The organism is Rhizobium sp. CB3171, assembly GCF_029714265.1.
Taxonomy (GTDB): domain Bacteria; phylum Pseudomonadota; class Alphaproteobacteria; order Rhizobiales; family Rhizobiaceae; genus Rhizobium.
Map to the genome: position 1 here is coordinate 2,463,955 of NZ_CP121652.1, position 14,264 is coordinate 2,478,218.

Here is a 14,264-nt window from a genome sequence, read left to right on the forward strand (position 1 = left end):
GCATGAGCCGCGAGATTTTCGACTGGGCCGACCCGTTCCGGCTGGCGGAGCAGTTGAGCGACGACGAACGCATGGTGCTTGATACCGCACATTCCTACGCGCAGGAGAAACTGGCGCCTCGCGTGCTTGAAGCTTTTCGTCATGAGAAGACCGACCCGTCGATCTTCCGTGAAATGGGCGAACTCGGCCTGCTCGGTCCGACGATCGCGCCGGAGTACGGCGGCGCCGGCCTTGGCTATGTCGCCTATGGCCTGATCGCCCGTGAGGTCGAGCGCGTCGACAGCGGCTACCGCTCGATGATGAGCGTGCAATCCTCGCTCGTCATGGTGCCGATCAATGCCTTCGGTTCAGAAGAACAGAAGCAGAAGTATCTGCCGAAGCTCGCCACCGGCGAATGGATCGGCTGCTTCGGCCTCACGGAACCTAACCACGGCTCCGATCCCGGCTCGATGGTGACCCGCGCCAAAAAGGTCGATGGCGGCTATAGCCTGACCGGTGCCAAGACCTGGATTTCCAATGCACCGATCGCCGACGTCTTCGTCGTCTGGGCCAAGACTGAAGACGGCGTTATCAGAGGTTTCATCCTGGAAAAGAGCTGGAAGGGCCTGTCAGCCCCCGCAATCCACGGCAAGGTGGGCCTGCGCGCCTCCATCACCGGCGAAGTCGTCATGGACAATGTCTTCGTGCCGGAAGAAAACCTGCTGCCGAACGTTTCCGGCCTCAAAGGCCCCTTCACCTGCCTGAACTCGGCCCGCTTCGGCATTGCTTGGGGCGCTCTCGGCGCGGCCGAGGATTGCTACGCCAAGGCGCGGCAATATGTGCTCGACCGCAAACAGTTCGGCCGGCCGCTCGCTGCCAACCAGCTCATCCAGAAGAAGCTTGCCGACATGGTGACCGAGATCACCCTCGGCCTGCAGGGTTGCCTGAGGCTCGGCCGCTTGAAGGAAGACGGCCATCCGCCGGTGGAGCTAACCTCGATCCTGAAGCGCAATAGCTGTGGCAAGGCGCTCGAGATCGCCCGCGCCGCCCGCGACATGCTCGGCGGCAACGGCATTTCCGACGAGTTCGGTATCGCCCGCCATCTCGTCAACCTCGAAGTCGTCAACACCTACGAAGGCACGCACGACATCCACGCCCTCATCCTCGGCCGTGCCATCACCGGCATCGCCGCTTTTTCGAACTGAGGCCGGCCTTGGCATTCAAAACCACCAGACCCCTGCGCTTCGGAGACTGCGATCCCTCGGGGATCGCCTATTTCCCGTCGTATCTGAACATCCTCGTCGGGGTGCTGGAGGATTTTTTCGGCTCTTTGGGTTTCCCCTGGAAGGCGCTGGTCAACGACCGCCGCATCGGCGTGCCGACCGTACGGCTCGACTTGACCTTCGTGCGCCCTGGCTTTCAGGGCGATGAGCTTGATTTCGTGGTGGCGGTGCGCGGCATCGGTCGTTCCTCGCTCGATCTGGAACATCAGGTTTCGGCGAATGGTCAAGTCCTATGGACCGCCCGCCATCGTGTCGTTTCCACCTCCCTCGACACCCATCAATCGCTTGCGTGGCCGGACGATATCCGCGCTGCGCTGACCTCTCATCTGGAGATGACCGATGCACACCATCCTGCAACCTGAAGGCTGGGCCAAGCCGATCGGCTATGCCAATGGCATGGCGGCAACCGGTCGCATGGTGTTCGTCGGCGGCCAAGTCGGCTGGAACGCCGCGTGCGAATTCGAAAGTGACGATTTCGTCGAGCAGGTGCGCCAGACGCTGAAGAATGTCGTCGCCATTCTCGCCGAGGGCGGCGCCAAGCCGCAGCACATCACCTCGATGACCTGGTATTTCACCGATAAGAGCGAATATCTCGCCAATCTCAAGGGCATCGGCCAGGTCTATCGCGAGATCATCGGCCGGCATTTTCCGGCCATGGCCGCCGTGCAGGTCGTCGCCCTCGTAGAGGACCGCGCCAAGATCGAGATCCAGGCGACCGCCGTTATTCCGGAATAGGGTGGGCTCACCATGTCGGCATCGCGCTTTTCGGATACTGTTTCGGCGACGCTGACCGATGACGTTCTCGTCGTCACCATCGACAATCCGCCCGTCAACGCGCTCTCGGCCGATGTCCGCGCCGGTTTGATGGCGGCACTCGATCATGCCGAAAAGGATAGTGCAGTCGTTGCCGTCATATTGACGGGGACCGGAAACACCTTCATCGGCGGCGCCGACATCAAGGAGTTCGGCAAGCCGCCGATCGAGCCGCTGCTGCCGCTGGTTATCGCCCGCGTCGAAAAGTTTGCCAAACCCGTTGTCGCCGCCATCAACGGTGCAGCCTTGGGGGGCGGCCTGGAAGTGGCGCTTGCCTGCCATGAGCGTATTGCCAGCCCTTCCGCGAAAATCGGCCTGCCGGAAGTCAAGCTCGGCATCGTTCCCGGTGCCGGCGGTACGCAACGCCTGCCACGCCTGATCGGCACCGTCGCAGCCATCGAACTGATCGCCAACGGCCGCATTGTCTTGGCCAATGAAGCGGACAAGCTCGGTATCATCGATAGCCTGATCGAAAACTCGCTGATCGACTCAGCTATTGTCAGCGCCAGAAGCGCAGCCGATGTCCCTTTGAGACGTACCGGTACATTGCCCGTCCCGCCAGGCTCTCAGGAAGCCGTCGACAAAGCTGCCGCGGAAGCCCTTCGCAAGGCGCGTGGTCAGCGAGCACCCGCCGAAGCCGTGCGCCTTGTTCGCCTCGCCGCGACGGCCTCTCTTGCAGAAGGGCTAGCCGAAGAACGCCGCACGTTCGTCACCCTTCGCGATAGCGATGAGGCAGCGGCGCTACGCCACGTCTTCTTTGCGGAACGCGCCGCCGGCAAGGTCGACGGCCTGGAAAAGGTCTCGCCGCGCAAAATCGAAACCGTCGGTATCGTCGGTACCGGCCTGATGGGGTCCGGCATTGCGGTGGCCGCGCTGAACGCCGGCTATAGCGTCATCGGTATCGAGCAAACCCGCGAAGCTGCAGACAAGGGCCGTGAGCGCATAGCCGGCATCCTCGACAAGGCCGTGCAATCAGGCCGCCTCGATACCGCAGGCCGGGACGATCGCCTGAGCCGGCTGACGGTCGCCGCCGATGCGGCAGAACTCGCGCAAGCCGATCTGGTCATCGAGGCCGTCTTCGATGATCTGACCGTCAAGACCGAGCTTTTCCAACGCCTCGACGGTATCCTTCGCACCGACGCCATCCTTGCAACCAACACAAGCTATCTCGACCCTGATGCCATTACCACCGCAACCGCCCATCCCAAGCGGGTCGTCGGCCTGCACTTCTTCTCGCCCGCCAACATCATGCGGCTGCTGGAGGTCGTGAACTGCAAAAGGACTGCGCCGGATGTGCTCGCCAGCGCGCTGGCCTTCGCCAAGCGGCTTGGCAAACTTCCCATCGTCTGCGGCGTCACCGAAGGCTTCATCGGCAATCGCATTTTTTCCGCCTATCGCCGAGAGGCCGAATTCATGGTCGAAGACGGCGCGCTGCCGCATGAAATCGATGCGGCGCTGGAGGTCTATGGCTTCCCCATGGGCCTCTTTGCCGTCTACGATATGGCCGGCCTCGAAATCGCCTGGGCGCGGCGCAAACGCCAGGCGGCAACGCGCGATCCCGCCGCCCGCTATGTCGTCATCGCCGATCGCCTCTGCGAAGCCGGTCGCTTCGGCCAAAAGGTTGGGCGCGGCTGGTACAGCTATCCGGATGGCAAGCGCACGGTGGACGCCGAAGTCACGGCGCTGATCAAAGCCGCCCGCGCGGAAAAGGACATAACACCAAAGAGCTTTACCGCAGATGAGATCGTCACCCGGCTGTTGAAGGCCATGGCGGATGAAGGCGATGCACTCCTGGCCGAGGGGATCGCCGCCCGCGCCAGCGATATCGATCTGGTGATGATCAACGGCTACGGCTTTCCGCCTCACAAGGGCGGCCCGATGTTCGCGGCTGGGCGTCGCTGAAAATCATCAAGCCGCCGATGAGAGCAGCGTGAACAGCTCCTGCGGCCGGTTGACGCCGCGTAGCGCATAGCGGCCGACGGAGACAAGATCGTTGCTCTGGCTGGATGACAGCGCCTCAACGAAATTCGACGACATCAGGATGTTGCGGTCGGCCGAACGGCACATGGAGGCGATGCGGCTGACCTCGTTGACGGCGGGGCCGATGACGGTGAAATCCAGCCGGTCCATGCTGCCGATATTGCCGTAGAAGACATCGCCGATATGCAGGCCGAGATAGACGTCGGTTACCGGCCTGCCCTCAATCTGCCGTTGGGCATTGAGATCACGCAGCCGCTGGCGCAGCAGCGATTCCGCCATCAGCGCCGCAGCGCAGGCATCGCCTGAATCGCGCGCCTTGAAGATCGCCAGCGTGCCATCGCCGATCAGTTTCAGCACATTGCCGCCCGCCTCGTGGATCGAGGAAATCACCGCGTCGGCATACGCGTTCAGCATCGGAATGATTTCGTCGGGCTCGGCCGTGTCCGAAATGCGGGTATAGTTGGCGAGGTCGGAAAACCATAGCGCCGCCGAGATGCGCTCGGCCTTACCGCGCGTGATCTTGCCTTCGAGGACATGCCGGGCGGCATCTTCGCCCAGATAGACCTCGGCGATGGTGCGGGCAATGCGTCCCATGGCGGTGCATTTGATCGCCAAGGCCAGCGCGGGTGTAAGCTTGCGCAGAACGCGCAGGTCTTCGTCAGGGAAACCCACTCCGGCGGTGGTGGCGAAATGAGAATAGAAACAATCCATCTCGCCGATGGTGCCCCCTTCCTCGAACCGGTGCACCAGAGCGAGGTAGTCGGTATGACCATCGGTCTTCAGCGTATCGAGTCCGAAGAAATCGATCGGGTCGCCGAAGCCGATGCGGCGACGCACCTCGTCCCCGCCTGTCGTCAGCAAATGATAGAAGGAGGAACGCTGCCAGTTCTCGGCGGCGATCCCCTGATGCGACGGGCCATATTCGAACTCGCGTTCGACCACCTGGTTGCCGTCCCAGCGGAAGGCGCGGCCTTCATAGACCGGGTGCAGCGTATCCATCAGCGCCATGGCTCGGTCGACGTTGAGGCCACGCTCGCGGCATCCCTCGCAGAAACCTGCCAGGATGTCGGCTTCCCCCATGCCCTTAAGGCCGCTCTGCATGAGCCAGGAGGCGATTTCGCCAATGTCCTTATCGTTCATGGATATCTCCCGACCCAGAATAGATTCGGTTTAATACGAAATAGGCAGCCTTGGAACGCCGCACAACGCAAATAGGCCAATAGAAAACAAACGATCGCCGCTCCTGTGGCACAGAGGCGGCGATTCGACTCATTGAGATGGTGTAGCAGGACGACCGATTCAATCTTTCACATGCGGCTTCAACAGATCTTCCAATCCGATGCGGCGGAAGAGTTCGGCGCGGACGCGGTCGGCGACGCCGTTGACGATTTCCGCGCCGTCTTCAGAGGGATCGATATGGGTGCGGAACGGACGCGTCCCGAAGGGCATGTTGACGACATCGACGATGGCGGTGGCGACCGAGGCGGCATCCGCATCGGCGGGCTCCAGCGAAGCCAGACCCTTCAGCGCCTGATCCGGAACGCCGGCATAGGGACCATTGTCGTATTCGGCTGCGCGAGCCTTGTCGGCGGGGGCGCCGGAATGGGCAAAGTGATTGGTGCCCTTGGTAAAGGCGCCGGGTACGATGATGGCGGTCTCGATGCCCCAGCGGGTCAGTTCGGAGGCGTAGGAGACGGCAAGCGAATCCATGGCGGCCTTGGCGGCGAAATAGGGCGAAAGATACGGCGGAGTGCCGCCGCGGGCGCTGGACGACGATACCCAAACCACCAGGCCCTTGCCCTGCTTGCGCAGATGGGGAAGTGCCGCACGATTGACGCGCTGAGTGCTCAGGACATTGATGTCGTAGAGCTGGGCGAACTGTTCCGGCGTGAAGGCTTCCGCTGGACCGAAGGACATATGGCCGGCATTGTGAATGATGACGTCGATACGGCCTTCTTGCTCAATAACCCTAGCGATACCAGCTTCGACGGAGGCATCCGAGGCGACGTCGAGTTCGACCGCCTTGAGGTCCATGCCATTCTCCTTGGCGAAGGCGGCGACCTCGGCCACTCGCGGCGCGTTGCGCCCTTCTGTTTCGCGCATACTGGCATAGACGGTGTGGCCAGCCTTGGCGAGGGCACGGGCAGTGAGCGCGCCGAAGCCGCTCGATGCACCGGTGATGACGATAACTTGCTTGCTCATGATCCTGTTCCTTTCGAGGTGGCTGTGCTGCGAGTGGGAAGGCTCAGATCATGCCGCCATTGGCGCGCAACGTCTGGCCGTTGATCCAGCCGCCATCGGGACCGGCAAGAAAGGAGACGGCGGCGGCGATGTCTTCCGGCGTGCCCAGCCGTTCCAGCGGGTTCATCTTGGCCATGCGGTCGATCAATTCGTCACTCTTGCCATTGAGGAAGAGGTCGGTGGCCGTCGGGCCGGGAGCGACGGCGTTGACGGTAATCGAGCGTCCGCGCAGTTCCTTGGACATGATGCCGGTCAGCGTTTCGACGGCGGCCTTGGTGGCGGCGTAGACACCGTAAGTCTCGAGCTTGAGCCCGACGATGCTGGTGGAAAGATTGATGATGCGGCCGCCGTCGCGCAGACGCTTGCCGGCTTCGCGCAGCGTATTGAACGTGCCCTTCAGATTGATAGCCATGTGCCGGTCGAAATGGGCGTCGTCGGCATCGGCGATCTTGGCAAGCTGCATGATGCCGGCATTGTTGACCAAGACGTCAACGCCACCAAAAGCGGCTTCGGCGGCATCGAACATGCGACGCACGGCTTCGGCATCGGAAACATCGGCCTTGGCGGTCAGCGCCTTACCGCCCTTCTCCTCGATCTTGCGAGCCAGCCCCTCGGCGGCGGCTTCGCTGCCGGAGTAGTTGATGACAATGGTGAAGCCGTCCTTTGCGAGGCGTTCCGCAATCGCGGCGCCGATGCCGCGGGATGCGCCGGTAATGATAGCTACCTTGTTGGAATTGTTGGTCATTGTCTTCATCCTTTGCTGTGAGTGCGCCGCAGCGCGTTTCGATGAGAGGAAGATGCCTCTTTTCAGCCGGCGGATAATCAGCCATTATTCGGCATCACTATCCGAAATTGCCGAACAAAGAAAAATGGACAGATTCGATGCCATGCGGGTGTTTTCCCGCGTCGTGGAGCGGCGCAGCTTCACGCTGGCGGCCGAAGACACCGGTCTGCCACGCTCCACGGTGACGGATGCCGTCAAACAACTGGAGGCGCGGCTCGGCGTTCGCCTGCTGCAGCGGACCACGCGGCATGTCAGCCCCACGCTCGATGGCGAGGCCTATTATCAACGCTGCCTGCGCATTCTATCCGATATTGAAGATGCCGAGGGTGCCTTTGCGGGCGCCAAGCCGAAGGGCCTCCTGCGCGTCGATGTGCACGGCACGCTGGCTCGGCATTTCGTATTGCCGAACCTGCCGTCTTTCCTTGCGACCTATCCGGAAATCGAGCTCTATATGACCGAGGGCGACCGCTTCGTTGACCTCGTTCGCGAAGGCATCGATTGCGTGCTGCGCGTCGGCACGCCACAGGACAGCGACATGATCGCCCGCCGCGTCGCCCTGCTGGAGGAAATCACCCTGGCCGCGCCTGCCTATATCGAGCGCTTCGGCATGCCTCTGCATCCAGAAGCTCTCGACGGCCACCGCATGGTCGGCTTCCGCTCCTCGGCGACGGGTGGATTGCTGCCGCTGGAATTCATCGTCGACGGGGCGGTGCGCGGCATTACCCTGCCCGCAACGGTCTCGGTCAATGCCGCCGAAAGTTATTTTTCAGCGGCCAAGCTCGGCCTGGGCCTGATCCAGGTGCCGCGCTATCACGCCGAACATGCCTTGAAATCCGGCGAGCTGGTTCATGTCCTCAAGGACTTTCCACTCACGAAGACACCCGTCTCCATGCTCTATCCCCGCAGCCGCCAACTCTCCCCACGCGTACGCGTCTTCATCGACTGGCTCGTCAAGGTTTTTGCCCGACAGAGCGACGCGGAAAGCGGGGTCGGATGAATATTCCCTCGAACCGATCAAATAAATGAAATCGGCTCTTTGAATGCGCCGACAGGGCTCCTACGTCGGAAGGGATATTCTCGCCGGCGCCAGGCCGCCAGGAACCAGTGATGTTCGAGAGGGATGGACCCCATGACTGAACAGAAGCAACTGAAGCTTGGGGCCTTCATGCGCCCCGTCAGCCTGCATACGGGCGCATGGCGCTATCCCGGCTCCTATCCGGATGCGAATTTCAATTTCAAGCACATCAAGAGTTTTGCGCAGGCGCTGGAACAGGCAAAATTCGATGCCTTCTTCATGGCCGATCATCTTGCCGTGCTGAACATGCCCGTCGAGGCGTTGAAGCGCAGCCATACCGTGACGTCCTTCGAGCCCTTCACGCTGCTGTCTGCGCTTGCCGCCGTCACCGAAAAGATCGGCCTCGTCGCCACGGCTTCCACCACCTTCGACCAGCCCTATCACATCGCCCGCCGTTTCGCCTCTCTCGACCATATCAGCGGCGGTCGCGCCGGCTGGAATATCGTCACCACATCCAATCCGGACGCGGCGCTGAATTTCGGCCTTGAAGAGCATATGGAGCATGGCGAGCGCTATCACCGCGCCCGCGAGTTCTACGATGTCGTCACCGGCCTTTGGGACAGCTTTGCCGACGACGCGTTCCTTCACGATGCCGAAAGCGGCATCTTCTTCGACCCGCAAAAGATGCATGTGCTTGCCCACAAGGGCGAGGAGCTGAGCGTTCGCGGGCCGCTCAACATTGCCCGCCCGCCCCAGGGCTGGCCGGTGATCGTCCAGGCCGGGCAATCGGATGCCGGCCGCCAGCTTGCCGCCGAAACGGCGGAAGCGGTTTTCGCCGCTCCCCGCAACCTCGCCGACGGCAAGGCGATCTTCGCCGACATCAAGGGCCGGATGCGGCGCATCGGCCGCAATCCGGATCATCTGAAAATCCTCCCCGCCGCCTTCATCGTCGTCGGCGATACGGTCGAGGAGGCGAAGGCCAAACGTGCCAAGCTCGACAGCCTCGTCCATTACGAAAGCGCCATCGCCTCGCTGTCCATCGCTCTGGGCCACGACGCCTCGGGCTTCGACCCAGACGACCCGCTACCGGAAATCCCGGAAACCAATGCCAGCAAAAGCGGCAGGGAGCGCGTCATCGCATTGGCAGAGGAGGAGAAGCTGACCGTGCGCCAGCTTGCCCAGCGTCTCGGCGGCTATGCCGGCCTCGCCTTCATCGGCACGCCGCAGACGATCGCCGATGAAATGGAACAATGGCTGCACGAGGAAGGCTCCGACGGCTTCAATGTCGTCTTCCCCTTCCTGCCGCAGGGCCTGCAGGACGTAACCACGCGTGTCGTTCCGGAACTGCAGCGCCGCGGTATCTTCCGTCGCGAATACGAGGGCACGACATTGCGTGATCATCTCGGCTTGCCGCGCCCGCAGAACCGGTTCTTCTCCAAAGCGGCGCAGTGAAAGACAACAGCCGATGAGCCATATCACACCAATCGATTACGATACCGCCTCCGACGCCGTCCGCGCCGAACATGACCGCGAAGTGCAACTGCGCGGCCGCATGACCAATATGAAGCGGACGCTGCTGCATTCGCCGGTGGCACACCGCATCTATGCCGAATGGTTCACGCTGCGCGAAGAGCTCCGCCCGGCGCTGGACGACCGCGCGGTCTGGCTTTTCTGCCATGCGATTTCGCTGGAAAGCCGCTCGATCATCCCGGTCGGCTTTTTCCGCCGTGCGCTGATCAATGCCGGCCTGGCGCCGGAAACCATCGTACCCACCGAAGACGAGGCATTATTGATCGATTTCGGCAAGGCCATCGTCAGGGATTCCAACGCCGTGCCGGAAGAATTATGGGACCGGCTGAAGGCGCGTTATGACGAACCCACGCTCGCAAACCTCGTCGCTTTCGCCGGCATCATGATCGCCACCGCGATCTACAACAATGTGGTGAAGGTGGATATCGATCCGGAGCTTGGGCCGTATTTGGAGGGATTTGAGCTACCCTCGAAGTAACGAAAAGCCATTCAATCCAATCTCACCCCGAAATCACCGTCTCGAACTTGGGATTCCCCCGGATCGTATTGCTGACCGTGCAGATCTCGTCCTCGGCGGCATGCGCGATGGCGTTACGAATCTCGTCGCCGAAATCGCCCTTGATGGTGAAGGCGATGTTGAATTTTTCGACGCGCGTCAGCCCTTCCGTCGCCTTTTCGCCAGTCACGACGGCGGTGACCTCCGTCAGCTTGTCGAGCACGCCGAGGCTGCTCGCAGCCATACGGGCGCTGAGCACGAGGCAGGCGGACAAAGAGGAATAAAGCAGGTCGAGCGGATTGAAGCCCGGCTGCGACGGCGAGGTGACGATATCGATCTCACCGCCTGTCACCGTCGTCACATGCGGAAGGCCGGTGCGGCCGACCGTCGCCGTCGCGCCGGTCTGTCTCGTCTTCACCTTCAGTTCGGCCATCTTGAAAATCCCTCGGATATAATCGTTGAAACTGCTCCCCAAAACATAGGGATTCCCCTCACAGGACACAATTGGCGTTCCCTGCCCTTGCGCGTTCGCGTCAGTTGAGTCACCAAATGGTTACTAGCCCATCGCAGACAGGCAGATTTCGACATGACCGTTTCCGATCCCCGCGCCTTCCTCACCTCCCTCTTCGATGCCGCCGTCCGCGCCGCCGATCCCTTGACCGGCATCCGCGCCCATCTACCGGCAAAACCGAAAGGGCGGACGATCGTCATCGGTGCCGGCAAGGGCTCGGCGCAGATGGCAGCCGCCCTGGAGCAATGCTGGGACGGACCGCTGGAAGGGCTGGTGGTGACGCGTTATGGCTTCGCCACCCCATGCCGCCACATCGAAATCATCGAAGCCGCTCATCCCGTGCCTGACGAGGCCGGCCTCGTCGCCTCCGGTCGACTGTTGAAACTGGTTGAGGGATTGACCGAGGATGACCTGGTGATTGCGCTGATCTCCGGCGGCGGTTCGGCGCTGCTGCCCTCTCCGGCGGGCGCCCTTACCCTTGCCGACGAGATCGCCGTCAACAAGGCACTGCTCGCCTCCGGCGCGCCGATTTCGGCGATGAACGTCATCCGCAAGCATCTATCGACCATCAAGGGCGGCCGCCTCGCGGCATCGGCCTATCCGGCAAAGGTCGTCTCGCTGGTGGTCTCAGACATTCCGGGCGACGATCCGGCCCTCGTCGCCTCCGGTCCGACCGTTCCCGGCGCCGGCACGCGCGCCGAAGCGCTCGACCTCATCCGCCTCTACCGCATCGAGCTGCCCGCCGCCGTTCTGGCACATATCGAAAAGCCGGAAGCTGATGCACCGCGGCCAGATGACCCGCGCTTTGCAGCCAACGAGGTGCATGTCATCGCCTCGGCCGGTGTCTCGCTGGAAGCCGCGGCCAAAGCGGCGCGCGAGGCCGGCATCGAGGCAGCGATCCTGTCCGATGCGATCGAAGGTGAAGCGCGGGAGGCAGCGCATGTACATGCCGCCGTCGCCCGCGAGATCCTGCATCGCAACCGGCCTTTCACCAAGCCGATCGTGTTGCTGTCGGGTGGTGAGACGACGGTAACGCTGACCGGCAAGGGCAAGGGCGGCCGAAACTCTGAATTTCTGCTATCGCTCGCGATCGACATCGACAGTCACGCCGGCATCCACGCCATGGCGGCCGATACCGATGGCATCGACGGCAGCGAGGACAATGCCGGCGCCTTTGCTGATGCAAGCACGGTGGCGCGGCTGCGCAAGGCTGGGCTGGTACCCGCCGAAATGCTGAGAAACAACGACGCCTGGTCGGCGTTCAACGCGATCGGTGACCTCTTCGTACCCGGACCGACGGGAACGAATGTCAATGATTTCCGAGCCATCCTGATCGCTTGATCGAAAGGACCGGACGATATCAGTGTGATTGGTGGGGCAATCCTCACAGCGCCAGTAGGCCGGCGCTGTCGATGTCCACCGAAAGAAATGGCGATGACAATGGATGCATTCGATTTCGACGACATGCGTTTTTTGGGCAATGACGAACGGCTTAGGTTTACTGTTGCGCTCGTTCTTCCATTGCTCAAGCTTCGTGACGGCCATCATTTTCCCCCAACTCATTACTTTCCGCCTCGATTATGACTTACCTAAAGTAGACTGCCCTTATGAAAGAATTATTGCGAGCGTGAGAAGGCACTTATCCCGCACATTTTCAAAGCGCTAATACGAAAGATCGAACAAACAGCTTCACTCTAATCCTTTCGGATTAGCCCGGATCGACTGAAGCACGAGTTGCTCGTCCCGATACGGATTGCCTTCTTTCGCCCGGTTCGGATTTCGGAGCCGCGACCCAGTCGGGATTCGGCAGCAGAAATTATCTCTGCGGCACTAGACGCAGCGAAAGGCTCTCTTACCTAAAATATGATTTTGGAGGGACCATCATGTACCATTTCCGCCAGCGGATAATATCCGCGGCCACTATCTTTGCCTTCGGGCTCTTTTCCATCACTACCGTTCAAGCCGCAGCACCGCAGCCGGTCGAAGCCGAGCATGGGATGGTGGTGACTGCCCAGCATCTCGCGACCGATGTCGGCGTCGACGTGCTGAAGAACGGCGGCAACGCCGTGGATGCCGCAGTTGCGGTCGGCTATGCCTTGGCTGTGGTCTATCCGGTCGCAGGCAATATCGGCGGCGGTGGCTTCATGACCATCCGGCTGAAGGACGGCAAGACAGCCTTCCTCGATTTCCGCGAGCGCGCGCCACTCGCTGCAACCAAGACCATGTATCTCGACGACAAAGGCAACGTCGTCAAAGGCGCAAGCACGGATGGCTATCTCGCCGTCGGCGTGCCGGGTTCCGTCATGGGCTTCGAGACCGCGCGTGAGAAATACGGCACGAAATCCCGCCAGGAACTGATGGCGCCCGCAATCCGCTACGCCAAGGAAGGTTTTACCCTGAACCAGGCCGATGCCGCCGAGTTGAACCACGGCAAGAAATGGCTGGCGCGCGATCCGGCCACCGCCTCAATCTTCGTCAAAGGGGACGGCAAACCCTTCGCCACCGGCGATACACTGACCCAGCCGGAGCTTGGCGCGGCCCTCTCCAGCATTTCGGAACAAGGTCCTGATGGCTTCTATAAGGGCTCGACCGCCGATGCGATCGTCAAGGCCAGCCACGACAAGGGTGGCATCCTGGCCAAGGAGGATTTCGAGCAATACAAGGTCCGCGAACTCGACCCGGTGAAATGCAATTACCGGGGCTATGAGATCATCTCCTCACCACCGCCCTCTTCCGGCGGCGTGATCATCTGCGAGATTCTCAATGTGCTGGAAGGCTATCCGCTTCCCTTTACCGGCTACGCTTCGGCTGACACCGTGCATCTCATGGTCGAGGCCATGCGCCATGCCTATGTCGATCGCAATTCCGCGCTCGGCGATCCCGATTTCGTCGACAATCCCGTCAGCAAGCTGCTGGATAAGGACTACGCAAAGAAGATCCGCGACAGCATCGATCCCTATCGCGCCGGCGTCTCCAAGGATCTGATGCCGAAGGGCCTCGGCGAGAGCCATGAGACGACGCATTATTCGATCATCGACAATGACGGCAATGCGGTTGCCGTCACCTATACACTGAACGGCTCCTTCGGGGCCGGCGTGGTCGCACCCGGCACCGGCATCCTGCTCAACAACGAGATGGACGATTTCACCGCCAAACCGGGCGTACCGAACCTCTACGGTCTGGTTCAAGGCGAGGCCAACGCCGTCCAGCCGAAGAAGACACCGCTTTCCTCCATGAGCCCGACGATCGTCGCCAAGGACGGCAAGCCCTTCATGGTGATCGGCAGCCCCGGCGGCGCGCGCATCATCACCATTACGCTCGAGGCGATCGTCAACGTCATCGATTTCGGCATGGATATTCAGCAGGCGATCGACGCACCGCGGATACATCATCAGTGGCTGCCGGATAAGGTTTATACCGAGCCCTACACGCTGTCTCCCGACACGATCAAACTGCTGACCGGCATGGGCTATAATGTCCAGGTCGGCGGCGATTGGCCGGTCTGGGGTCAGGCCGCCGGCATCCTCGTCGGCGGCAAGAGCCTCGGTCAAATCGCCGAGGGAGGCGGCGCGCGCTATAACGGCGCAATGGATAGCCGCGCCGGCTCGGGCTTGGCTGAAGGGTACTGATCT

At 61.6% G+C, this 14,264-nt stretch carries 13 protein-coding genes; 9 read left to right on the top strand and 4 right to left on the bottom strand.

The annotated features are described in order from the left end of the window. Positions 1 to 2 precede the first annotated feature (2 nt). From QA648_RS12080 to QA648_RS12095, 4 genes are read left to right on the top strand one after another with little or no spacing between them, the layout of a single operon-like run. Entirely contained in the window at positions 3 to 1,184 is a 1,182-nt protein-coding gene (locus tag QA648_RS12080) for an acyl-CoA dehydrogenase (protein ID WP_283047145.1), read from the top strand. 8 nt (positions 1,185 to 1,192) lie between these two features. Further along, a complete protein-coding gene (locus QA648_RS12085) occupies positions 1,193 to 1,624 on the top strand; it encodes a thioesterase family protein (protein ID WP_107109043.1) in 432 nt (143 codons plus the stop codon). Continuing rightward, positions 1,602 to 1,997, top strand: a complete 396-nt coding sequence (locus tag QA648_RS12090) for a RidA family protein (protein WP_104824096.1) — start codon at positions 1,602 to 1,604, stop codon at positions 1,995 to 1,997. The genes QA648_RS12085 and QA648_RS12090 overlap by 23 nt, the downstream gene beginning before the upstream one ends. Positions 1,998 to 2,009: 12 nt before the next feature. Further along, positions 2,010 to 3,977, top strand: a complete 1,968-nt coding sequence (locus QA648_RS12095; RefSeq protein ID WP_283047149.1) for a 3-hydroxyacyl-CoA dehydrogenase NAD-binding domain-containing protein — start codon at positions 2,010 to 2,012, stop codon at positions 3,975 to 3,977. A 6-nt stretch (positions 3,978 to 3,983) separates the two neighbouring features. On the opposite strand, the gene QA648_RS12100 is transcribed toward QA648_RS12095, so the two are convergent. The 3 genes from QA648_RS12100 to QA648_RS12110 form a co-directional block, all read right to left on the bottom strand. Beyond that, positions 3,984 to 5,195: an adenylate/guanylate cyclase domain-containing protein gene (locus tag QA648_RS12100; protein WP_104824098.1), complete on the bottom strand. Its 1,212-nt coding sequence runs from the start codon at positions 5,193 to 5,195 to the stop codon at positions 3,984 to 3,986. Positions 5,196 to 5,354: 159 nt separating this feature from the next. Next, positions 5,355 to 6,257 carry an SDR family oxidoreductase gene (locus QA648_RS12105; protein ID WP_283047151.1) on the bottom strand — a complete coding sequence of 301 codons (903 nt, stop codon included), beginning with the start codon at positions 6,255 to 6,257 and terminating at the stop codon, positions 5,355 to 5,357. A gap of 43 nt (positions 6,258 to 6,300) precedes the next feature. Further along, on the bottom strand, positions 6,301 to 7,041 hold the full coding sequence (locus QA648_RS12110; protein ID WP_283047153.1) for an SDR family oxidoreductase: 741 nt from the start codon (positions 7,039 to 7,041) through the stop codon (positions 6,301 to 6,303). Between the two features lie 124 nt (positions 7,042 to 7,165). Here QA648_RS12110 and QA648_RS12115 point away from each other — a divergent pair, with 124 nt between their 5' ends. The 3 genes from QA648_RS12115 to QA648_RS12125 all read left to right on the top strand — a co-directional run bounded on the left by QA648_RS12115 (position 7,166) and on the right by QA648_RS12125 (position 10,103). Next, positions 7,166 to 8,077: a LysR family transcriptional regulator gene (locus QA648_RS12115; protein WP_283047155.1), complete on the top strand. Its 912-nt coding sequence runs from the start codon at positions 7,166 to 7,168 to the stop codon at positions 8,075 to 8,077. Between the two features lie 132 nt (positions 8,078 to 8,209). Continuing rightward, the gene (locus tag QA648_RS12120) at positions 8,210 to 9,547 is read left to right on the top strand and encodes an LLM class flavin-dependent oxidoreductase (RefSeq protein WP_283047157.1); all 1,338 of its coding nucleotides are present in this window, start codon (positions 8,210 to 8,212) and stop codon (positions 9,545 to 9,547) included. A 13-nt stretch (positions 9,548 to 9,560) separates the two neighbouring features. After that, positions 9,561 to 10,103 (top strand): hypothetical protein, encoded by a 543-nt coding sequence (locus tag QA648_RS12125; RefSeq protein WP_104824102.1) that lies wholly within the window; start codon positions 9,561 to 9,563, stop codon positions 10,101 to 10,103. Positions 10,104 to 10,125: 22 nt separating this feature from the next. Here QA648_RS12125 and QA648_RS12130 read toward each other — a convergent pair whose 3' ends face one another. Then, a complete protein-coding gene (locus QA648_RS12130; protein ID WP_104824103.1) occupies positions 10,126 to 10,554 on the bottom strand; it encodes an OsmC family protein in 429 nt (142 codons plus the stop codon). A 153-nt stretch (positions 10,555 to 10,707) separates the two neighbouring features. Between QA648_RS12130 and QA648_RS12135 the strand changes: the two genes are divergently transcribed. Next, positions 10,708 to 11,973: a glycerate kinase gene (locus tag QA648_RS12135; protein ID WP_104824104.1), complete on the top strand. Its 1,266-nt coding sequence runs from the start codon at positions 10,708 to 10,710 to the stop codon at positions 11,971 to 11,973. A 542-nt stretch (positions 11,974 to 12,515) separates the two neighbouring features. Next, on the top strand, positions 12,516 to 14,261 hold the full coding sequence (ggt, locus tag QA648_RS12140; protein WP_283047160.1) for a gamma-glutamyltransferase: 1,746 nt from the start codon (positions 12,516 to 12,518) through the stop codon (positions 14,259 to 14,261). Positions 14,262 to 14,264 lie beyond the last annotated feature (3 nt).

What these genes read in the sequence shown, in the direction of transcription:
- QA648_RS12080 (WP_283047145.1), top strand. Translation starts at nt 3, where the DNA reads ATGAGCCGCGAGATTTTCGACTGGGCCGACCCGTTCCGGCTGGCGGAG.
- QA648_RS12090 (WP_104824096.1), top strand. Translation starts at nt 1,602, where the DNA reads ATGCACACCATCCTGCAACCTGAAGGCTGGGCCAAGCCGATCGGCTAT.
- QA648_RS12095 (WP_283047149.1), top strand. Translation starts at nt 2,010, where the DNA reads ATGTCGGCATCGCGCTTTTCGGATACTGTTTCGGCGACGCTGACCGAT.
- QA648_RS12100 (WP_104824098.1), bottom strand. Translation starts at nt 5,195, where the DNA reads ATGAACGATAAGGACATTGGCGAAATCGCCTCCTGGCTCATGCAGAGC.
- QA648_RS12105 (WP_283047151.1), bottom strand. Translation starts at nt 6,257, where the DNA reads ATGAGCAAGCAAGTTATCGTCATCACCGGTGCATCGAGCGGCTTCGGC.
- QA648_RS12110 (WP_283047153.1), bottom strand. Translation starts at nt 7,041, where the DNA reads ATGACCAACAATTCCAACAAGGTAGCTATCATTACCGGCGCATCCCGC.
- QA648_RS12115 (WP_283047155.1), top strand. Translation starts at nt 7,166, where the DNA reads ATGGACAGATTCGATGCCATGCGGGTGTTTTCCCGCGTCGTGGAGCGG.
- QA648_RS12120 (WP_283047157.1), top strand. Translation starts at nt 8,210, where the DNA reads ATGACTGAACAGAAGCAACTGAAGCTTGGGGCCTTCATGCGCCCCGTC.
- QA648_RS12125 (WP_104824102.1), top strand. Translation starts at nt 9,561, where the DNA reads ATGAGCCATATCACACCAATCGATTACGATACCGCCTCCGACGCCGTC.
- QA648_RS12130 (WP_104824103.1), bottom strand. Translation starts at nt 10,554, where the DNA reads ATGGCCGAACTGAAGGTGAAGACGAGACAGACCGGCGCGACGGCGACG.
- QA648_RS12135 (WP_104824104.1), top strand. Translation starts at nt 10,708, where the DNA reads ATGACCGTTTCCGATCCCCGCGCCTTCCTCACCTCCCTCTTCGATGCC.
- ggt (WP_283047160.1), top strand. Translation starts at nt 12,516, where the DNA reads ATGTACCATTTCCGCCAGCGGATAATATCCGCGGCCACTATCTTTGCC.